This is a genomic window from Haloarcula sp. JP-Z28 (genome assembly GCF_011440255.1).
GTDB classification, from domain to species: domain Archaea; phylum Halobacteriota; class Halobacteria; order Halobacteriales; family Haloarculaceae; genus Haloarcula; species Haloarcula marismortui.
In genome coordinates this window covers 1-17935 of the sequence record NZ_JAAOHT010000011.1, presented here as the reverse complement: position 1 = coordinate 17935, position 17935 = coordinate 1, and the positions used below count along the sequence as shown (strand labels likewise).

25 protein-coding genes are annotated in these 17935 nt (G+C 63.1%); 9 read left to right on the top strand and 16 right to left on the bottom strand.

Annotation, left to right across the window (positions count from 1 at the left end):
• The first annotated feature begins 9 nt into the window (after window positions 1–9).
• Window positions 10–357, top strand: a complete 348-nt coding sequence (locus tag G9463_RS06755) for an FUN14 domain-containing protein (RefSeq protein WP_004960824.1) — start codon at window positions 10–12, stop codon at window positions 355–357.
• Window positions 358–372: 15 nt separating this feature from the next.
• Here G9463_RS06755 and G9463_RS06750 read toward each other — a convergent pair whose 3' ends face one another.
• From G9463_RS06750 to G9463_RS06720, 7 genes are all read right to left on the bottom strand, one after another.
• Complete coding sequence (locus G9463_RS06750) at window positions 373–1101, bottom strand: ribosome assembly factor SBDS (RefSeq protein WP_004960822.1); 729 nt, start codon at window positions 1099–1101, stop codon at window positions 373–375.
• 87 nt (window positions 1102–1188) lie between these two features.
• The gene (gene psmA / locus G9463_RS06745; protein WP_004960819.1) at window positions 1189–1971 is read right to left on the bottom strand and encodes an archaeal proteasome endopeptidase complex subunit alpha; all 783 of its coding nucleotides are present in this window, start codon (window positions 1969–1971) and stop codon (window positions 1189–1191) included.
• Between the two features lie 2 nt (window positions 1972–1973).
• Window positions 1974–2459: an Rpp14/Pop5 family protein gene (locus G9463_RS06740; RefSeq protein ID WP_165896307.1), complete on the bottom strand. Its 486-nt coding sequence runs from the start codon at window positions 2457–2459 to the stop codon at window positions 1974–1976.
• A 110-nt stretch (window positions 2460–2569) separates the two neighbouring features.
• Complete coding sequence (locus G9463_RS06735) at window positions 2570–2992, bottom strand: DUF2391 domain-containing protein (RefSeq protein WP_127013072.1); 423 nt, start codon at window positions 2990–2992, stop codon at window positions 2570–2572.
• 145 nt (window positions 2993–3137) lie between these two features.
• Window positions 3138–3845, bottom strand: coding sequence for an RNase P subunit p30 family protein (locus G9463_RS06730; RefSeq protein ID WP_165896306.1), 708 nt, complete (start codon window positions 3843–3845; stop codon window positions 3138–3140).
• The gene (locus G9463_RS06725; RefSeq protein WP_004960808.1) at window positions 3845–4270 is read right to left on the bottom strand and encodes an RNA-binding protein; all 426 of its coding nucleotides are present in this window, start codon (window positions 4268–4270) and stop codon (window positions 3845–3847) included. Before G9463_RS06725 ends, G9463_RS06730 begins: the two co-directional genes overlap by 1 nt.
• A gap of 7 nt (window positions 4271–4277) precedes the next feature.
• Window positions 4278–4463, bottom strand: coding sequence for a hypothetical protein (locus G9463_RS06720; protein WP_004515500.1), 186 nt, complete (start codon window positions 4461–4463; stop codon window positions 4278–4280).
• Between the two features lie 637 nt (window positions 4464–5100).
• On the opposite strand from G9463_RS06720, the gene G9463_RS06715 reads away from it, so the two are divergent.
• Window positions 5101–5670 carry an NUDIX hydrolase gene (locus tag G9463_RS06715; RefSeq protein ID WP_004960806.1) on the top strand — a complete coding sequence of 190 codons (570 nt, stop codon included), beginning with the start codon at window positions 5101–5103 and terminating at the stop codon, window positions 5668–5670.
• Between the two features lie 19 nt (window positions 5671–5689).
• Here G9463_RS06715 and G9463_RS06710 read toward each other — a convergent pair whose 3' ends face one another.
• Entirely contained in the window at window positions 5690–6514 is an 825-nt protein-coding gene (locus tag G9463_RS06710; RefSeq protein WP_165896305.1) for a hypothetical protein, read from the bottom strand.
• A gap of 297 nt (window positions 6515–6811) precedes the next feature.
• Window positions 6812–8254, bottom strand: a complete 1443-nt coding sequence (thiC, locus tag G9463_RS06705; RefSeq protein ID WP_165896304.1) for a phosphomethylpyrimidine synthase ThiC — start codon at window positions 8252–8254, stop codon at window positions 6812–6814.
• Between the two features lie 117 nt (window positions 8255–8371).
• Here thiC and G9463_RS06700 point away from each other — a divergent pair, with 117 nt between their 5' ends.
• Window positions 8372–9253 carry an extracellular solute-binding protein gene (locus G9463_RS06700; protein ID WP_004960792.1) on the top strand — a complete coding sequence of 294 codons (882 nt, stop codon included), beginning with the start codon at window positions 8372–8374 and terminating at the stop codon, window positions 9251–9253.
• Window positions 9228–10028: an ABC transporter permease gene (locus tag G9463_RS06695; RefSeq protein WP_004960789.1), complete on the top strand. Its 801-nt coding sequence runs from the start codon at window positions 9228–9230 to the stop codon at window positions 10026–10028. The genes G9463_RS06700 and G9463_RS06695 overlap by 26 nt, the downstream gene beginning before the upstream one ends.
• 31 nt (window positions 10029–10059) lie before the next feature.
• Here the strand turns inward: G9463_RS06695 and G9463_RS06690 are convergent, their stop codons facing one another.
• From G9463_RS06690 to G9463_RS06660, 7 genes are all read right to left on the bottom strand, one after another.
• A complete protein-coding gene (locus G9463_RS06690; protein WP_127013067.1) occupies window positions 10060–10887 on the bottom strand; it encodes a molybdopterin synthase in 828 nt (275 codons plus the stop codon).
• Window positions 10888–10960: 73 nt separating this feature from the next.
• The gene (moaC, locus tag G9463_RS06685) at window positions 10961–11434 is read right to left on the bottom strand and encodes a cyclic pyranopterin monophosphate synthase MoaC (protein WP_004960783.1); all 474 of its coding nucleotides are present in this window, start codon (window positions 11432–11434) and stop codon (window positions 10961–10963) included.
• A 44-nt stretch (window positions 11435–11478) separates the two neighbouring features.
• On the bottom strand, window positions 11479–12114 hold the full coding sequence (locus G9463_RS06680) for a molybdenum cofactor biosynthesis protein B (protein ID WP_165896303.1): 636 nt from the start codon (window positions 12112–12114) through the stop codon (window positions 11479–11481).
• A gap of 107 nt (window positions 12115–12221) precedes the next feature.
• Window positions 12222–12734, bottom strand: a complete 513-nt coding sequence (locus G9463_RS06675) for a TRAM domain-containing protein (RefSeq protein ID WP_165896302.1) — start codon at window positions 12732–12734, stop codon at window positions 12222–12224.
• Between the two features lie 139 nt (window positions 12735–12873).
• On the bottom strand, window positions 12874–13191 hold the full coding sequence (locus G9463_RS06670; RefSeq protein ID WP_004960775.1) for a DUF5783 family protein: 318 nt from the start codon (window positions 13189–13191) through the stop codon (window positions 12874–12876).
• 55 nt (window positions 13192–13246) lie between these two features.
• Window positions 13247–13912, bottom strand: a complete 666-nt coding sequence (locus tag G9463_RS06665) for an HD domain-containing protein (protein ID WP_165896301.1) — start codon at window positions 13910–13912, stop codon at window positions 13247–13249.
• Between the two features lie 85 nt (window positions 13913–13997).
• Complete coding sequence (locus G9463_RS06660; protein ID WP_007190102.1) at window positions 13998–14657, bottom strand: helix-turn-helix domain-containing protein; 660 nt, start codon at window positions 14655–14657, stop codon at window positions 13998–14000.
• A gap of 179 nt (window positions 14658–14836) precedes the next feature.
• On the opposite strand from G9463_RS06660, the gene G9463_RS06655 reads away from it, so the two are divergent.
• The 5 genes from G9463_RS06655 to G9463_RS06635 form a co-directional block, all read left to right on the top strand.
• Window positions 14837–15412 (top strand): hypothetical protein, encoded by a 576-nt coding sequence (locus G9463_RS06655; protein WP_011223490.1) that lies wholly within the window; start codon window positions 14837–14839, stop codon window positions 15410–15412.
• On the top strand, window positions 15409–16065 hold the full coding sequence (locus G9463_RS06650) for a ubiquinol-cytochrome c reductase iron-sulfur subunit (RefSeq protein ID WP_165896300.1): 657 nt from the start codon (window positions 15409–15411) through the stop codon (window positions 16063–16065). The genes G9463_RS06655 and G9463_RS06650 overlap by 4 nt, the downstream gene beginning before the upstream one ends.
• Window positions 16065–17459, top strand: a complete 1395-nt coding sequence (locus tag G9463_RS06645; RefSeq protein ID WP_165896299.1) for a cytochrome bc complex cytochrome b subunit — start codon at window positions 16065–16067, stop codon at window positions 17457–17459. Before G9463_RS06650 ends, G9463_RS06645 begins: the two co-directional genes overlap by 1 nt.
• Window positions 17456–17638 carry a hypothetical protein gene (locus G9463_RS06640; protein WP_165896298.1) on the top strand — a complete coding sequence of 61 codons (183 nt, stop codon included), beginning with the start codon at window positions 17456–17458 and terminating at the stop codon, window positions 17636–17638. The genes G9463_RS06645 and G9463_RS06640 overlap by 4 nt, the downstream gene beginning before the upstream one ends.
• Window positions 17631–17935, top strand: a 305-nt coding sequence (locus G9463_RS06635; RefSeq protein ID WP_165896297.1) for a twin-arginine translocation signal domain-containing protein, incomplete at its 3' end; no start/stop codon positions are given. The genes G9463_RS06640 and G9463_RS06635, both read left to right, overlap by 8 nt.

Below are 17935 nucleotides of genomic sequence, written 5' to 3'. Positions count from 1 at the left end.
GTACGCGGTATGGGTGAGTTCGTACTCCAACTAGATGGGTTGGGCCTCCAGCAGATGGGCCTCGAATTCGGTGGCGGCGGCCTTATCGGCGGTATCATCGGGTTCGCCGCAAAGAAGGTCGCAAAGCTCATCGCCGTCATCGTCGGCATCGAGCTGGCGCTGTTCAAGTTCCTTGAGACGCGCGGGATTCTCGAGGTGAACTGGAACGCGATAGGCGGGGCCGCACAAAACGCGACTGGCACCGCCGGGAACGCGGCGGCGACGCAACCGCCGTCCTGGGTCACGTCGCTGCTTTCGGCCCTGCCGGTCAGCGCTGGTTTCACGGCCGGCTTCCTCGTCGGATTCAAGAAGGGATAACGCGACGCCGCGGCGTCAGCCGCGTGTACTGATGTCGTCTTCGTCTTTGATTATCTGGGTTTCCGCCTCGCCGCTTGTGTGTTCGTTCACCACGTCATAGAAGTCGTTCTGCAGACCGGCTGGGAACGTCATGACGCCGACCCACGAGCCATCAGACTGCCATTCCTCGCGTTCGAGGTCTCCGAACTGCCGGATCTGTGCCTGGGCGCTCCCGGCGTAGTCCGCAGGGACCTGCACGGCAACAGTGACCTCATCAAACCGGATTGGGATGACTGGCCGGAGCGCATCGAGGGCGTCGTCGACCTGCGCCTCAACGGGCTCCATCGGGTCAACTCTGAAATCCGTTTCTTCGAGGGCAGATTCGATTCGCTCCGGCGGGTGTGGCGCATCATCCATCTGCGGGTTGACCGCGTTGCGCGTGATCCGCTGGATGAGCTGTTTGTGCTTTTGTTCCTGCATCTCGCGGCGCTGGTCGGCCGTGATCTGGATCTCACCCCGTTTGATGACTTCGGGGATGATAGCCATCGGCTCAGTCGTGTCAAACACCTCTTCGAGCATATTCTCGGGCGGCCGGTCCCCCCGCGAGGCGTCCTCGAACACGTCCTCCGCTGCGATAACGTCCTCGAGGTCGTCGTCGAAGTCATCACGTTTTATCGCCAGCGCAGCGTCCGGATCCACCAGTACCTCGAACCGCTGGCCGTGGGATTCGAGGCGCGCCGTCACCGCCTCGTCAAGCGATATCATACCCGTCGGTAGCAGTGGGCCAGTTAAAGGCCTTACTGCGTGGTCGAACAGAAAAAGTCCAGTCGCCCGCGAGGGCTGTCGGAAGGGTTACTCTTCGGTGGCGTCTTCGTCTTCAGCTTCGTCGTCCGCGTCTTCGCCGGTGTCAAGCAGGTCGGCCTCCGCGAGGTGGGCCTCCTTCTCCTCGTCGGTCAGCTGGCCGAAGGTCTCCGTTTCGACGTCGACCGTAGCGACGCCGATGCCTTCCGGCGAAAGTTCGTCGTCGTTGACTGACGCGAGAGCGGCCAGCGCGAGGTCGACACCCTCGTCAAGGTCCATCCCCTCGTCGTAGTGCTCTTCGAGGTAGTCTCGGATGTCGCCGCGGTCGGCCCCGACAGCGAGGGCCTTCCACTCGTAGGGCGTCCCGGAGGGGTCGGTCTCGAACAGGCGCGGCTCGCCGTTGACGATGCCGCCGATGATGAGCGCGACGCCGAAGGGGCGCGCGCCGCCGACCTGGGTGTACTGCTGGATGTAGTCGGTGATTTCCTTGGTGAGGGTCTCGACGCCGACCGGCTCGCCGTAGCGCAGCTGGTTCACCTGCGCCTGTCGGCGGGCGAAGTCGATGAGCTGTCGGGCGTCAGCGACGTGGCCGGCCGAGGCGATACCGATGTGGTCGTCGGCCTTGTGGATCTTCTCGACCGAGGAGCGCTCCATCAGCGGCGACCGGATGCGCTTGTCCACGGCCAGAACGACGCCGTCGCTCGTTCTGACGCCGATGCTTGCTGTGCCGCGTTTGACCGCTTCGCGGGCGTACTCGACCTGGTAGAGGCGTCCGTCCGGCGAGAAGATAGTGATCCCGCGGTCGTAGGCCTGCTGTTGGTTTTGTCCCTGCATAGTTATCGGAAATCGAGTGCTGTCGCGCCGACGAACGCACCGCCGGAGGCCGCTTCGACATCGTAGCGCGGAGGCCGAACAGTAGCGCCCCGGTCTGCGTTCTCGAACACGACGTGTCTCTGTTCAGTGGATTCCGGCGGCCCGCGTATATACTTTTCTTCACAGGCACGCACGGTGCCGCTAATCCCCCGGATTCGGACCCGAACCTCGTCGCCGTCGACGCTCTCCAGACAGGTCAGCGCGGCCCGTGCTGGGTCTGTCTGGCCGCGTCTTGTCCGGATGATAGCCTCGGCCGTGCCGTCGTAGTCGTGGAACTGGAGGACGGTCATATCCGTCTCGGCGCTGCCGGTGTCGCCCAGCAGGTTCTGCGCGGCGTACCACACCTCGCGCTGGAACGCCCGGCGGCCAAAGGAGGCGTTCGGCCACGTCTCGATGCCGACGGCAAGATAACGCCACCGGGGCCGGAGATGCTTCGGGAGGTGTTTCATACACAAGCGTTGGAACGGAGGACAATGAGCGGTGTGGTGTGGGAGTCGGCGGTAGTCTGTCTCAGTCACACAGCACAGTGCCCCGAGAAGTAGAGCGGTCCGGCGTCGGGTCAGAACAGGCTGTCGGTCGTCACCGCGCCGACGACACTGAACACAGCCCCGACGCTGATGGCGCGGAAAGTGACGATCATCTGGTCAGCCAAGGGAAGCTCACTCAGGAACTGGTCAGGAGCGGTGACCGCGATTGCGAGCGTTCCGACGGAGCCAAACGCGACAAGCAGGACAGAAATGAACCTGACTGGGACACCGGCGACCGCGGCTTCGCGTCTGGGGTCGCGGTTGTTGTCAGCGCCGTACAGCCCGCCGTATCCGATGGCTGCGACAATACAGACGAGGAATACGTTGTGGAAGACGGTCATGTTCAGCGCGAGCGCCCACACCTCTTGGGTCACGACGAACGGTCCGGACAACAGGAATCCGCCGACGATCTGTTGAGCCGTGTCCGCGAGTTTGTGTTTCTGTCGTTCTTTCATACGTCTCGTGTACTCCGGTCGGATGCAAACGCATTCGGGTCAAGTCAGTCGGCTGACGTGCCGTAGAAAAAAGCGGAATTGGGCTGCAACGCACTACATCCTGCACAGAACCGATACCGTCCAGTGAGAGTGGTATCAGCGCTAGTTACTCGGCATCGTCTGCGTCGTCTTCCAGCCGGACGCCGGGTTCGATGACGGCACCGCTCTGGCGCTCACGGTTGCGTTCCACGATCTGACCCCACTCCGTCAGGCCCTCGCGGACGGTGTCAGCGTCGAAGCCGATGGTCTCCCCGACCGCGATGATATCTCGCGGTGCCCGAATCTGGAGATGAGTGCTCGGCGACGCCGAGACGACGAAGGGCGCGCCAGCGTTCTCGACCAGTTCCCGGAGCTTCCGGAGTTCCTTGATGGCCCGGACGCGACTGCCGCCGGAGGCCCGGAGCACCGGGCCGAAGTCGAACTCGATGCGGACGCCGTTGTCAGCCGCCGCGTTCGCCAGCACGTGGTTGAAATCACCGTCACCACGCATCGGATGGGCGAGCACGTCGACAGTCGGTTGCTCGACCGCGAACCGATTGATGCGGCGGTCGCCGCCGTGGACGACGACGACCGTCCGGTCACTTCGGTAGTTCCCGACGAAGCCACTCGCCCGTGAGGGGTCGTCCGCTCGGACCTCGATGCCGGCCGCGACATCAACCCCATAGGCGTCGCTGATGGCATCGGCGTCGTAGTCCGCCTGTTCGTCGCCGTGGTTCCTGACGACGATACCGTCGTACTCTGAATCAGCGGCCGTCAGCGCGTGTCGGGCAACGGTGCTGTCGCCGTCAGGATGAGCATAGACGGCCTCGTACATCACAACTCCTCTAGGAGTTCGCGGGCGTTCTCGACGGCCTTCTCCCGCTTTGCAGGGTAGGCCTCGACTTTTGCCCGGAGCGTGATGCCGTCGCCGCGTTCCACGTTCCCGCCGAACGCGGCCTGTTTGCCGAACGTGAGGAAAAACGAGCAGTTGTCGTCAACCCGGTCGTCAAGTTCCGCACGCACCGCGTCGATCTCCGGCGCTGACGCTACTTGCGTGAGCACGTGCCGGATGTCGTCGGCGTTTTCGACGCGAGCCGAAAGGACGATGATCCGGTCGCCGTAGTGCCCCTCGCTCTGTGCGCGCTCGACAGGGTAGTCCTCAGGGAGGAACGTCCGGAGCGCGTCCTCAACGCGCTTGTCGTCCTCTGTTGCGTAGCAGAAAGTCCGGAGGTCAACGTAGTGGAACGGAACCGACGACATTGCGGCCCTACTCGTCCTCAGCGGCTTCGAGGTTGTCCTCGGGGACGCCCTGTTCTTGGCCGTCCTCGAAGGAAACCGTGTAGTTGGCGTCGCCGAACATCGTCTCAACGACCTGCGTGATGGTGCCTTCTTCGCCGTCGTAGTCGCTGTGCTCGTCGTGGAGAATAACGCTGTCGTCCTCTTCGAATGCCATACCCGGCGGTACTCGGTGGCTCGTCAAAAAGGGACTGATTCGGGTTTGCTCGGCCTAACCGTGGACGTGGTCAGTAAATGGAGCGGTGACACGTCCTGTATTGACCAATCGGGACAGCGATAAACCCCGATCAACGTAGACCGAGCGGTGCGCCGGCCAGCGATGACCGTTCCCATGTTCTCTATCACTTCGGTTGTGGAAGGTCCGACACTAATTAGACCTATCTAAATATTTGCTTAGACAAATAGAATTAAGTGCCGGGGAGCTCCACAGTCACGTGCGTTCTGTCAACCACGGAACGCAAAGGCGTATAGATCGAGTGGGTAGAACGAACGTCAGGTCGTCACAAAACCAAAGAGTTCCTGCTACACGGGAGCGTGGCTTTCCTTGTTCGGACACCTTCCCGTGTTTCGTTTCGAATGAGCCAGCCCAGCGTGTATCCCCATCCACACTTCCCCACCAGTGTCAGCAACGCAATGGGTTCGATAGCGAAGCCGCCCGAGATTCGCCACGACAGCCGATCTGTCACAACAACTGTTATGGGACTCTCTAAACTAACCATCGACATGATCAATCCACCGCTTTCCCCCATCGAGACGGCTGTTTCGTCGAGGTGTCAGACACAGATAGGACACAGATGACGAGCGTCGACGACCTGTGGTTCCTCTCTGATAAGGCCTGTCAGACGGCCGAACAGACGTATCACGACCTCCGGAAGCGCTACACGGATTTCGTCGAGTTCACGCGCCACCGCAACGTCCCGCGGAGTCGGTTCCGAGATGTGGCAACCGGCGCCCGGGATCACGGCGCACCCTACGGCGCGCACACGCTCGCCTACCGACCCAGCGGTGAACTCCTGCTCGTCCGCCACGAAGGCGTCGACATGTGGGTTCTACCCGGCGGCGAGCTCGACAGAGGCGAGTCCTTCCAAGAGGCCGCACTGCGGGAATTAGGCGAGGAGAGCGGCATCGAAGCAACCATCGAGGGACTGGGGATGCTCGGACGGGTCGAGTTTTACTGCGACGGTAATATGGCCTGGGGCGTGCTGCCAGTGTACGAGGCGCAAGCAGAGACGACCGACATCGCCGTCGACGACCCGGACCACGAAATCAGCGAGGCCCAGTGGTTTGACAAACTACCGGCCGATACGCGCGACCGCGAAGAGATCCTGCAGTGGCGCGGACAGCGGTTCAGCGGCAGAGCGTGAGCCGCCGAAGTCGGGTCGATTACTCCGGCCCGAACGACTGCCCGTCGCGGGCGTCGGCGTTCATCCGGCGGATGGTCGCGCGGGCGTTACTCGCGTCGTAGCCGAACAGCACGGTTTCGGCGTACTCATCGGCCACCTCGACGGCCTTTGAGAGATCGTCAACGTCCACGTCGACGCCATACAGTTCGATGCTAAAGGGTGTCGAGAGTCGGTCCTGCCAGCCTTTTGCGAGAATCTCCAGCCAGTAGGTTGTCGAGTACGCCATGTCGTAGATCGGGACGACGAACTCGTCGACGTACTCGGCGATGTCGTCAACCGCGACGCCCGAGCGGGCCTCGAGGTGGCCGGGGTAGGGGTCTGGATACAGCGTGAGGTACATCTTCCCGGGCACGCGCTCGCGAGCCTCGGCGACAAACTCCGTGATGACGTTGCTGCGCCAGGCCGACCAGTCCTCGAACTCGCTGTCGGCGAAGCGCTGCTCGCAGCGGTCACAGTGGCAGTACTCGTCCCGTGGAAAGCCCACGTCATCGAGGCGGACGTCCTCGTTGACGGCGGCGGCCTCCTCGATGATGTCGAGCAGGCCCTCGCGGTAGCGGTCGTGGGTCGGGCAGACGTACGTCCAGTCGAAGTACGGCTGGTTCCGCGTTGCCGGCGTCCCCTCGTCGTCGAACGCGAGCAGGTCCTCCTCGCTTTCGACCGCGTTGTCGCCGAAACAGGATACCATGTTTACCGCGCCCGCAATCGGTTCGACAGCGCGGCCGGTCACGTCCTTGACCTCGTAGAACGCCCGGTCGAACTCGGACCACTCCGTCTCCTCCTCGTTACGGGTGACGACGCCGTACATACACGCTGGTACGGCGGTTCGCCGGGTAAGGGTTCGGAAAGCGACGGCGCTGCCGCTGACAGCGCAGAAGCCGAGAGAATACTGCCGGCCGTCATAGTACCCGACCCAATACAACGCCGTTGAGGACCAGTAGGCAGGGCGGCCGGCAGTAGGTTCAGAGGGTGATACAGCCGATTCGCGCAGCGTTACCGCTTGACGACGTACACGAGGGCAAGTGCCATGACCGCGACGAGGGCGATGACTTTCTTTGACATCGTTTCAATAAACGAACACCGATTATAAAGAACTACCGCCGTGCTAATCGTCAGCACTCCCCTCTGTATCAGCGGGCATATCGGCGTCAGGGCCGGGGATATCGGCCCCGTCGTGGGTACCGACCGGCGGTCGGTTTACCGCTGCCGCTGACGAGTCTTCGAGGGGAGTCCGGTCGTCAGCGTCGGCCTCGATCGATTCCATGTCGCCGTCAGACCGTGCATCCTGATCGATGCGCATCGAACAGAACTCCACGCCACACATCGAGCAAAAACGTGCCTCCTTGTAGTTGTCACCGGGGAGCGTCTGGTCGTGGTACTCGCGGGCGCGGTCGGGGTCAAGCGCCAGGTCGAACTGCTCGCGCCAGTCGAAGTCGTACCGGGCTTCCGAGAGGGCGTCGTCCCAGTCCCGTGCCCCCTCGCGGCCGTTGGCCACGTCGGCGGCGTGAGCCGCGATGCGATAGGCCGCGAGTCCGTCCCGCACATCGGATTTTTCCGGGAGGCCCAGGTGTTCCTTTGGAGTGACGTAACAGAGCATCGCCGCACCGGCACGGCCTGCCTCCGTCGCACCGATGGCGCTCGTGATGTGGTCGTAGCCCGGCGCAACGTCGGTCACGAGCGGGCCGAGAACGTAGAACGGTGCGCCGTCACAGACCTCCTGCTGACGTTCGACTTGCTCAGCGACCTGATCCATCGGGACGTGCCCCGGTCCCTCGACCATCACCTGCACGTCGTGTTTCCAGGCGGTCCGCGTGAGTTCCCCGAGCGTGTCCAGTTCGGCGAACTGTGCGTCGTCGCCGGCATCGGCGAGACAGCCCGGCCGGAGGCCATCGCCGAGGCTGAAAGTCACGTCGTACTCGCGGAATATCTCGCAGATGGCTTCGAATTTCGTGTATAGCGGGTTCTCCATGCCGTTCTCCTCGATCCACTTGGCGAGGATGGACCCGCCGCGAGAGACAATCCCCGTTTTACGGCCGTCAGTCAGCGGCAGGTGTTCCATCCGGACACCGGCGTGGATAGTCATGTAGTCGACCCCCTGCTTTGCCTGCTTCTCGATAACGTCAAGCAGCAGTTCGTGGGTGATCTCGCTCGGGTCGCTGGCGCGCTTGACCGCCTCGTAGATGGGAACTGTCCCGACCGGCACTGGTGAGTGCGTGACGTTGGCCGACCGTATCTCGTCGAGGTTGCGCCCAGTCGAGAGGTCCATCACCGTGTCCGCACCGTAATGGACAGCGGTGTGAAGCTTCTCCAGTTCGCCCTCGATGTCGCTTGTCTCCTCGCTGTTGCCGATGTTTGCGTTGACCTTCGTCGCAAACTCCCGGCCGATAATCATCGGGTCCAGCGAGTCGTGGCCGACGTTCGCGGGAATCACCGCCTGTCCGTCAGCGACTTGCTGTCGAACGAACGCCGGGTCGACACCTTCGCGCTCTGCGACTCGCTCCATCTCCTCGGTGACGGTTCCGTTCCGCGCTGCTGCCATCTGCGTCATAATCACTAGGTTATACTACCAAGTTATAAAACACTATGGTCGAACGCGTGAAAGACACCCCGTCAATACTGGGAACAACCCCAACACCGATGTACCCGAACGAGAAATGAGCGAATAATGGCCCGACAAACCCGGCGTGCAGTACTTGCGGCACTGGGGAGTGGTATCGCCGCAACCGCTGGCTGTGGGGCATTCGGGCAGGAACGGGTAGACGTGCTGGTGGCAGGGAGTTTACAGAAGGCAGCCAGCGAGACGCTCCAGACCCAGACAGACGTCGAAATCGCCGTCGAAGCCCGCGGTTCAGTGCAGGCCGCCCGCCTGGTCGCTGACGGGAAGCGCGACCCGGCTATTGTCGCGCTGGCGGACCCCACCCTGTTCAACCGGGTCATGGACACCGCCTGGCACGCCGTGATCGCCAGCAACGAGATGGTACTTGCGTACAACCCAGAGACAAGCGCCGGGACCCGTATCACGGACGCAGAGCCGTGGTACGTGCCGCTCAGACGTGACAGCGTCTCGCTCGGCCGTACTGACCCGGCGCTTGACCCGCTTGGCTATCGAACGCTGTTCGTGCTGGCCCTCGCGGCGGACTACTACGACGAACCCGGCCTACCAGATGCTATCCTCTCGCCGGACCAGACGTACCCCGAGACACAACTGCTCGCGCAGTTCGAGACGGGAGCCGTCGACGCCGCCTTCGTCTACCGGAGTATGGCGGTCGAACGGGACTACCCCTTCCGGGAGTTCCCGCCGGAGATACATCTTGGCGACCCCGCATACGCCGAGCAGTATCAGACCACCAGCTACGAGCTGCCGAACGGCTCGACAATCACTGGCAGCCCTATCGAGTACGGGGCTATCCGCCGCAATACCCAGGAAGCGACACGTACAGCCTTCGAGGCAGTCCTGTCCGGAGACTGGCTCGCATCACACGGATTTACCCTCCGTCAGGCCTATCCTCGACTAGTGGGAGATGTCCCGAACACTGTCACGCGGTGAGACCAGTGCCGGCCACACGGTCGGCGTGCGCGAGCTCGTTCCCGCGCTGGGAGCGGTGCTACTCCTGTATTTTGTCGTTCCGGTGCTGGTGCTCGTTATCACGTACTCCCCGGCGGCGCTGCTGACGAGTCTGACAGAGACGTACGTCATCAACGCCGCAGTCACATCTCTCGTTGCCGCACTCGGCAGTACGACCATCGCTGTCGTATTTGGCCTCCCGCTTGCCTACTGGCTCTCGCGAAACACCAGCGTGCTGGCGACTGCAGCGATGGGTGCCGTCGTCCTCCCGCTCGTCCTCCCACCGGTTGTCAGCGGGATGTTGTTGTTGACCGTCGTCGGCCCGAACGGACTCGGCGGTCTTACCGACCTGACGCTGACACGGTCGCTGCTTGGCGTCATCGCCGCCCAGACGTTCGTCGCGTCGCCGTTTTTCGTCGTCACTGCCAAGGCCGCCTTCGATGGCATTGACGACCGGCTCGAAGAAGCCTCACGGTCGCTCGGACGCGACTGGGTCGGGACGATGCGTTCGGTGACGGTCCCGCTCGCAAAGCCCGGGCTGCTCGCCGGACTCGTACTGACCTTCGCCCGCGCGATGGGCGAGTTCGGCGCGACGATGATGCTGGCGTACTATCCGCGGACGCTCCCTGTCCAGATCTGGGCCTCGTTCATCTCTGACGGACTGGATGCGGCGCTGCCCGTGGCAGTAGTGCTGCTCGGCGTCGCGCTCGGGACGCTGCTGGTGGTCCATGCACTGCGGGCGACGCCGTGGCGGTAGCGGTTACTGCAGGAAAAGTCGCACCACCAGCTTACCGCTCGTGTGCCCAGAACTCCTCGTCGACGGTGACTTCCTTCTTGAACAGCGGCACCTCCTCTTTCAGCCGGTTGATACCGTCTTCAACGGCGCGGAACGCCTCAGTTCGGTGGCCGGCCAGAATGACGACGAAAACGATGTCCTCGCCAGCATCGACCACACCGGTTTTGTGGTGCAGGCGGACCGCGTAGACGCCGTCCCGCGCTTCGAGGTCCCGCCGGAGCGCGGCCATCTTCTCGGCGGCAACCTCGTCGTAGCGTTCGAACTCCAGCAGCTCCGTTGGCGGGTCCTCCGGCCCCTCCTGTGCACGAACGCGCCCGGTAAACGTCGCTATTGCACCCGAGTACACCTCGTCCGGGTCCCGCTTTACGTCCGCGACAAGTGTTTCCAGCGTGATGTAGGGGTCTCGCTCCTCCACCGCGGTGAGGATGTCGTCAAGGTCAGCGTCTGCACCGTGGGGCGTGCGATGGATGACGGGGTCGGCGGCCTCGCGGTCGCCGAGGACAACTTTCGGGATGTTCGCGTCCGAATACCCCTCTACGAGTACGTAGTCGTAGTCGGGCGAAAGGTCGCCCAGCGTCTCGTCGAGCGTCCGCGACTGCCCCGTCGCGTACCACTCGCCGTCGTCGGTGAGCGCGACGGTCTCGGCCGCTCCAGCGTCGCGGTGGCGAACCGTGTCTTTTCCGTCCGTGTCAACATCCGGCGCGTGGGTGCAGTGTTTCACCGTCGCGACACGGCCGGTCCCGGAGAGCCGCTGTGTCAACCGCTCGACCAGCGTGGTCTTCCCCGAGTCGGAGTGGCCGACGATACCGAGGACTTGCATACGCGCCAGTAGCAGGGCGACGTAGATAGACCTTTTTCATAGCGGCGTCGCGGCTGTCGTCAGTAGCCCTTCCTCAGCGGTCGACAGTTTTCTCGACCACACGGATATCTTCGATAGCTGTCGTGGGATACTCGCCGTCATCGTCTTTCTCGTTTGCTTTCACCATATCCCAGACGACGTTGAGGCCGGTCGTCACGCCCTCCAGCGCCTCCATCTCGCAGCCAGTCTTGCCGACCGTCTCGACGGCCACGACGATTTCGACGGCCTCATCGCCAACGGTGAACTCGATGTCGACGTTCGTGATGGGGATCTGGTGGCACATTGGCACCGTCTCCCAAGTGTGTTTTACCGCCTGAATCGCGCCGATACGGGCTGTCGCCAGCACATCGCCTTTCTCCACCTCGTCGGCGTCGATGGCCGCCAGCGTGGACTCGGTGAGTCGAATCTGTCCGCGTGCGACTGCGCGGCGCTGGCTCTCGGCCTTGTCGCCCACATCGACCATCTGTGCGTCCCCCTCCTCATCGACGTGCGTGAACTCCTCGGACATAGCTATCCGTAGCCGACGCCGGCCCAAAACCGTGCGGGTCCGCGTTACCGGCGGACGAGCCCAAGCAGGTGGCCCACGGCTGGCGCGACGAGTTTCTCCGCGCCCGTCCGGGCGGCGTTCTCACTGCCGGGGAGGCAGAACACTAGACGGTCGTCGACGACGCCGGCGGTCGCGCGCGAGGCCATCGCCATCGGCCCGACTTCCTCGTAGGAGAGCCAGCGGAACAGTTCACCGAAGCCGGGAACCGGCCGGTCGAACAGCGGTTCGATGGCGTCGACAGTCACGTCGTCGGGCGTGAGCCCAGTCCCGCCGGTCGTCAGAACCACGTCGACGCCGTCATCTAGCAGGGAAGCGACAGCGTCCTCGATAGCGTCCATCTCGTCCGCGACGAGGCGGCGCTCGGCGATTTTGTGGCCCGCGTCTTCGCAGGCCGTGGCGATGATGTCCCCCGCCGGGTCATCATCGAGTGTTCTGGAGGTAGAAACTGTGAGAACCCCTATGTCAACCCCTTCGGCGTCGTGGGCGTGATGGTCGTCATGGGTGTGTTCCTCGTGGCTATGGTCGTGGTCACTGTCGTGTTCGTGCTCTCCGTGGTCGTGACTCTGCTCTCCGTGTTCATCCTCGCTGTGGCTGTGACCTGCCTCGTCGTGGCCGGTCGCTTCGTCGTGGTCGTGCCCCATACCGGAGATGATAGGCGGCGGCGAAATATACCCTCGGTTGCGTGGCCAGTGGTCGGGCCAACTCGGACAGAGTGCGAAAGTAGGAACCAGCCGAGAGAGCCGGTGGCTTACTCGTAGTAGGGGAGCCGTTCGACGATCTCCGCGAAGGCCACGTTCTCGCGGACCTGATCCATCTCGACGCGGAGGCGCTCCCCGACATCCGCATTGGAGACGATGACGACGTACCCGCCGTCAATGCGCGCGACGCCGTCGCCTTTGTCCCCGATGTTCTCGATTTCGACCACACGCGTCTCACCCTCGGCAACGGGCGGGGACGACGGTCCAAACTCCGGTTCCCTGCTCCGCTCGTCGGACTGTGAATCGGACTGCAGTCCGGATTGAGAACTGGATTTCGGCTCCTGCCTGGAGTCGGAACCAGACTGCGGCTCTTGCTTGGAGTGGGACTCTGACTGGGACGCGGGTGCCTCAGCCGCCGACTGGAACAGTGCGATCCGGTACAGCGTCTCGGGGGCCAGCGTTCCCAGCTCGACCTCCTGTTTTGGAATCTCGATCACGTACGAGTCGTGCTGCTCCTCAACGGGTGCGGTAAAGAGACAGTGAAGATCTGAATCGGTCGCCATTAGTATAATTGGTTGGACTAGCACCGGAACTGCATTGATTCTGGTGTTTTCGATCCGCCGGGCCGGACGCTGCTAGAAGGAGTGGCAAACAGGCTGTGCACGCCTGCTATCGAGCGAGCCGTCGAGCAGCGTGGGGTGATTACTCGAATTCGAACAGCCGACGGAGTTCGCGCTCGATAGCGTCAGTGAACGCCGATAGCACTGTGTCGAACGTCGCTTCGTCGCCCGGCAACGACTGCGCACGCGCTGCAGTGTCGTCGGGAAGCCGGATGCTAAACGTCCCGTTGCCCTCGTACACCGGCTCACTCTCGCTGAGAATCTGCCGGTCGATCCCACGAAGGACCTCGGAGTCGTACTGCCCGTGCAGTTCCTGATACGCGTTCGAGTACGCCGTTTCGAGTTCTTCGAAGTAGTGGACGTATTTCTCGTCGAACTTCTCGGCGTCGAACTCGGTCATAGATGCAGTGTCGCCGGGGCGAGGGGAAAAGGTTCTGTGACTCCGTGGACGTCGTTTACCACTCCCCCGAAACCCCGATTTCACCGGCAAAGTGCGTGAAAAACTCGTCCATGAATTCCCGGCGTGTCTGACCGAGACGCCGGCCGGGTTGGGTGTACAGCGTATCTAATCGTTCCTGCGCCCAGTCTCGAAGCAGTTCGATATCCGGAGAATTCGACGTTCCGAGGTCGGTAGCTGACGTGTCATCGATGACCGCGTATTTCTCACCCGTCCGCCCAGACCGCTCGCCGACGATACAGGCCAGTCGGACGAGTCCGCGTGCCCCGGCAGCGTCCAGCTTGTCCGCATCGAAGAGGAGTTTCGCCTCCAGCGTTCTTGGCTCCGGCGAACTCGTGCGGATACTATGTGCTTGAATGCAGTGTTTGATACGGCCGATTCGGTCGGGTTTCACGCCTTCGGCCGCGAGTAGCTGTGCGGCTTCCGCCGTGGCCCAGTCGTCGTGGTCATCAATTTCACCGGCCCGCTCCCGGGGCCGACCGATATCGTGGAGCCACGCTGATGCGGCAAGGACATCCCGGTCGACCGATCCATTGCAGTCGCCCGCGAGCCGAAGCGCGATGTCTCGAACTCGCTTGGCGTGAAACTGGTCGTGCGCTGGGAGGGAGTCTTCGTAGTACGGCATCGACAGTGTTCGAGCGAGGGGACCCAGTTCCTGTGTCATTAGCGGCAGTGGCACCTCGCGTGCCGGCTGGAATAATTGCTATGGAATGTGCCAGCCTCACTGACATGACACAGAGTGGAGCCACTCAGCAGGAGTCAAGCAGGTCATCAAGGAGTTTTCGCTGGGCCGCAGCGAGGTGCTCGGTAAACGTCGAAGTGGAGATATCCAGCGCGTCGGCCACGTCACCGGCGGTCGCATCGCGCGGATGTTCGAAATAGCCCATCTCGTGGGCCCGAGCCAGCACCTCGCGCTGGCGGCTAGTCAGTTTTGCGCGGTCAAGCACGACCGGCCGGTCCGCCTCGGTGGGGGTGTCTTCCAGTAGCCGCCGGAGTTTGACGGCCTCGCCTTCCGACTGGAGGTCAGCGACAATCTCTCGCAGGGTCGGAACATCGTTAACGAGGAAGGTGACGACGAGGGATTCGGTGTCCGCCGTGAACTCATGAACGACGCAGCCGGCTGCTTCGATACGTTCACACACGCAGCCCTGCCCGGCCGCTCTGGACAGTTGGAAAACGTGTCGCTGCTCGTAGGCGAACACGTGGTCAACGTTCAGACCATCGGTCTGTAGCACTGACGGCGGCCCGTCACCACCTTTGAGGGTAAACTCTTCGATGACGGGGTCAGCAGCGGCACTCGTTACGCTTCGGGAGACCGACGACACTGACCACTCCTCATCAGCGTGGGGCTGTACGTGACAGGACCGAGGACCGAACACTTCGACCTCGGCGAGTATTCGGCCCGACATGTTCGATAGATGACTCGGCTCACATAAGAAAGGTCACGCGAACATGTTCGTATAAAAAACCGCCATATAATGGGCCTAAGATGTCGGGCTGGCAGTTCATCGGGGTGCTGGCATAAACCCCGAATACAGCGACACAGATAGCCGTTCGAATCGCTGGCGAACCGAGATAACACAAGATTATGAGACGCAACACGATACTCATCGGTCTGTTGATAACAGCGGTGTTGCTGCCGATGTGGTACGTCGCCTTGCACGGCGAACCACCGTCGGAGGAAATCGCTATCGACGAGAGCGTCAGCGACATCCGGCCGCTCGAAAGCCCAGTAGAGACGCCGAACAAGCTGTCACCGAGCCAGGTCGGTGTCGTCGTCTGGGTCGCCCTGTTCGGTCTCGTGGGCGTGCTGACGGCCGCCCACCAGTTTATGAACAGGGCGGTCCGGCCGCCCGACGAGGCCGAGCCTGTCACTGACGGCGGGACCGTTTCGTTGCCGTGGCTCAACACGGACCACCGCTGGGTCGTCGAGTACCACGACGCCTCGGACGCCATAGAGGGACTCGTCGCCATGAGCGGGCTGACGGTCCTCTCTATCGTCTTCGCGGCGCTGTTCACCGGCGAGTACCTCACGCTCGCCCGCACCCAGTACTTCGGGCTGTACGCGACCGGGATGTTCCTCTCGCTCGCGCTCTCGACGGTCGCGTACTACGCCTGGTTCATGCCACACGTCGAAGTCGCCGAAATCAGGGGGCACGAATGATAGACTATCCGAAACCCGATGACGACGACGAGGAACAGGGCGACGACTGCTCGTGTGACGGGGCCACCGGTACATCTCCAACGCTGTACGGGGACGCCCGTGCGGAACTCCGCCGGCGTGACTTCGCGAAGTTCCTCGCGACCGTCGGCGGCCTGACTGCCGTCGCCAGCCTCACCGCGCCCCTCGCCAGCACCACGCAGGTGTTCGAGCGGGGGTACAAGGGACCGGTGTACTCCGACGGCATCCACCTCGTCGACGGCGAAGGCGAGCGTATCACCGAGGGCCGGCTCTCCGAGGGCGAACACATGACTGTGTTCCCGGAGCCACGACCCGGCATCGAGGACGCGCCCACACTGCTGGTGCGCTACGCCGAGTCCGACTACGGCAGCGACATCTCGGAGGGGTTCACAGTCAACGGCTACGCCGCCTTCTCGAAGGTGTGTACCCACGCCGGCTGTATGGTGTCGGACCGGGAGGACGACCTCGTCGTCTGCCCCTGTCACTTCGGGAAATTCAACGTTCTGGAGGGGGCGGCAGTCAGTGGCGGCCCGCCGGGACGACCGCTCCCACAGCTTCCGATTACGGTGACCAGCGACGGATTCCTCGTCGCCACCGGTGACTTCGAGGGGCCAGTCGGCCCAGGAGGTGGATAATGTCCCGCGCCAAAGCCGTCTACGACTGGTTCGACACCCGCCTCGATCTGGAGAACGGCCAGACGTTCCTCGGGAAGGCGTTCCCGGCCGAGGACTCGTTCCTGCTGGGGGAGGTGGCGCTGTTCTGTTTCCTCCTCCTGATTCTGTCGGGGGTCTTCCTCGGGTTTTTTTTCGAACCCTCGACCTCCGACGTGGAGTACGACGGCAGCGTCCAGAAGTTCCAGGGCGAGGAGATGCCCGAAGCGTTCGTCTCGGTGTTGCACATCACCTACGACGTGCCCTTCGGGATGTTCATCCGCCGGCTCCACCACTGGGCGGCTCACCTCTTTGTCGCCTCAATAGGGTTGCACATGTTGCGGGTGTTCTTCACGGGCGCGTACCGCAACCCGCGGGAGCCAAACTGGGTCGTCGGCACCGGCCTGGCGGCGCTCTCGATGGGCGCAGCCTACACCGGCTACGCCCTGCCGTTCGACGAGTTCGCCGCCACAGCCACGAGCATCGGCTACAACCTCACGATATCAATACCATTGGCAGGTGATTTCCTCGGCCAGGTGGTGTTCGGGGGTGAGTTCCCCTCAAGCGCCACCATCCCGCGCCTGTACTTCCTGCACGTCCTCGTGATACCGGCGGCCATCGCCGTGGGCCTGGCCGTCCACATGGCCATCCTCATCCGGCAGAAACACACCGAGGCCCCGCGGGACGGCGACGTGACCGGCGGCCGTCAGTCCGTCGACGAGGAGGACGACGACATCATCATCGGCCTGCCGGCGTTCCCGAACCAGGCCGCCGTCTCCGCGGTGGTGTTCTTCGTCACCGCGGCGACGCTATCGGCGCTTGCGGGCCTGCTCCCTGTCCACAACGTCGCCGAGTACGGCCCGAACAACCCCGCATCCACGCCAGAGCTCATCATGCCGGACTGGTTCCTGATGTGGGTGTACGGCTTCCTGAAGCTCCTGCCACAGATCAGCTTCAACATCGGCCCGGCCCACATCAACGGGGAGTTCGTCGGCGGCATCGTCCTCCCGGGGCTGGTGTTTGCCGCGGTCGCAATCTGGCCATTCATCGATCGGACGGAACCGACCCACTTCACCGCGGACCCGCTGGACCGGGCCTGGCAGACCGGTGTTGGCGTGGCCGCCGTCGCGTTCATCATGATCGCCTCGATTGCGGGGATGAACAACATCCTCGCGGACCAGGTGCTCGGAACGACGACGAACGTGGTCAACCCCATCCTGACGGCCGCGCTGCTGGTCGTCCCACCCATCTTCGGCGGCATCACGTACCTGCTGTTGCGCGACGGCGAGCCCACGCCGGCACAGGAGAGCGACGTGGCCGCGGACGGCGGCTCCGTCGGGGATGAACCAGATAACACCGAACCGGAGGGAGACGGATGACTGCGAGCGTCGAGTTCACAGAGCGGCAGTATCGCCTGCTGGATACGACGAGCAAGCTGGTCGGCCTCGCGCTGGTCGCCGCCGGCCTCGAAGTCGGCGGCGGCACGCTCGCCGGCATCGCACTGGCTATCGTCGGGGCTGCCTGCGCGACTGCGACAGTGTTCATCACCAATGAGTAGAAACGACCTGACCGACGACGAGGGGGACAGTGCTGGAATCAGTCGCCGCGACTTCGTTCGTGGCCTCGGAGCCGCATCGCTGCTTGGCGCGACGGGGCTGTCCTTCGCCGACGACGGCATGGACGGCCTCGAAGCGGTCGACGACCCCATCGGGTCGTATCCGTATCGGGACTGGGAGGACCTGTACCGCGACGAGTGGGACTGGGACTCCGTCGCCCGCTCGACCCACAGCGTCAACTGCACCGGCTCCTGTTCGTGGAACGTCTACGTCAAGGACGGCCAGGTCTGGCGCGAGGA

Excerpts from the sequence above, each read along its gene's own strand:
- G9463_RS06690 (WP_127013067.1), bottom strand. The coding sequence starts at position 10,887 with ATGCAAGTCCTCGGTATCGTCGGCCACTCCGACTCGGGGAAGACCACG.
- G9463_RS06755 (WP_004960824.1), top strand. The coding sequence starts at position 10 with ATGGGTGAGTTCGTACTCCAACTAGATGGGTTGGGCCTCCAGCAGATG.
- G9463_RS06640 (WP_165896298.1), top strand. The coding sequence starts at position 17,456 with ATGACTGCGAGCGTCGAGTTCACAGAGCGGCAGTATCGCCTGCTGGAT.
- G9463_RS06750 (WP_004960822.1), bottom strand. The coding sequence starts at position 1,101 with ATGATATCGCTTGACGAGGCGGTGACGGCGCGCCTCGAATCCCACGGC.
- psmA (WP_004960819.1), bottom strand. The coding sequence starts at position 1,971 with ATGCAGGGACAAAACCAACAGCAGGCCTACGACCGCGGGATCACTATC.
- G9463_RS06730 (WP_165896306.1), bottom strand. The coding sequence starts at position 3,845 with ATGTACGAGGCCGTCTATGCTCATCCTGACGGCGACAGCACCGTTGCC.
- G9463_RS06680 (WP_165896303.1), bottom strand. The coding sequence starts at position 12,114 with ATGGGGCACGACCACGACGAAGCGACCGGCCACGACGAGGCAGGTCAC.
- G9463_RS06695 (WP_004960789.1), top strand. The coding sequence starts at position 9,228 with ATGTCCCGAACACTGTCACGCGGTGAGACCAGTGCCGGCCACACGGTC.
- moaC (WP_004960783.1), bottom strand. The coding sequence starts at position 11,434 with ATGTCCGAGGAGTTCACGCACGTCGATGAGGAGGGGGACGCACAGATG.
- G9463_RS06740 (WP_165896307.1), bottom strand. The coding sequence starts at position 2,459 with ATGAAACACCTCCCGAAGCATCTCCGGCCCCGGTGGCGTTATCTTGCC.
- G9463_RS06735 (WP_127013072.1), bottom strand. The coding sequence starts at position 2,992 with ATGAAAGAACGACAGAAACACAAACTCGCGGACACGGCTCAACAGATC.
- thiC (WP_165896304.1), bottom strand. The coding sequence starts at position 8,254 with ATGACGCAGATGGCAGCAGCGCGGAACGGAACCGTCACCGAGGAGATG.
- G9463_RS06655 (WP_011223490.1), top strand. The coding sequence starts at position 14,837 with ATGAGACGCAACACGATACTCATCGGTCTGTTGATAACAGCGGTGTTG.
- G9463_RS06720 (WP_004515500.1), bottom strand. The coding sequence starts at position 4,463 with ATGGCATTCGAAGAGGACGACAGCGTTATTCTCCACGACGAGCACAGC.
- G9463_RS06715 (WP_004960806.1), top strand. The coding sequence starts at position 5,101 with ATGACGAGCGTCGACGACCTGTGGTTCCTCTCTGATAAGGCCTGTCAG.
- G9463_RS06675 (WP_165896302.1), bottom strand. The coding sequence starts at position 12,734 with ATGGCGACCGATTCAGATCTTCACTGTCTCTTTACCGCACCCGTTGAG.
- G9463_RS06700 (WP_004960792.1), top strand. The coding sequence starts at position 8,372 with ATGGCCCGACAAACCCGGCGTGCAGTACTTGCGGCACTGGGGAGTGGT.
- G9463_RS06670 (WP_004960775.1), bottom strand. The coding sequence starts at position 13,191 with ATGACCGAGTTCGACGCCGAGAAGTTCGACGAGAAATACGTCCACTAC.
- G9463_RS06645 (WP_165896299.1), top strand. The coding sequence starts at position 16,065 with ATGTCCCGCGCCAAAGCCGTCTACGACTGGTTCGACACCCGCCTCGAT.
- G9463_RS06725 (WP_004960808.1), bottom strand. The coding sequence starts at position 4,270 with ATGTCGTCGGTTCCGTTCCACTACGTTGACCTCCGGACTTTCTGCTAC.
- G9463_RS06665 (WP_165896301.1), bottom strand. The coding sequence starts at position 13,912 with ATGACACAGGAACTGGGTCCCCTCGCTCGAACACTGTCGATGCCGTAC.
- G9463_RS06660 (WP_007190102.1), bottom strand. The coding sequence starts at position 14,657 with ATGTCGGGCCGAATACTCGCCGAGGTCGAAGTGTTCGGTCCTCGGTCC.
- G9463_RS06650 (WP_165896300.1), top strand. The coding sequence starts at position 15,409 with ATGATAGACTATCCGAAACCCGATGACGACGACGAGGAACAGGGCGAC.
- G9463_RS06710 (WP_165896305.1), bottom strand. The coding sequence starts at position 6,514 with ATGTACGGCGTCGTCACCCGTAACGAGGAGGAGACGGAGTGGTCCGAG.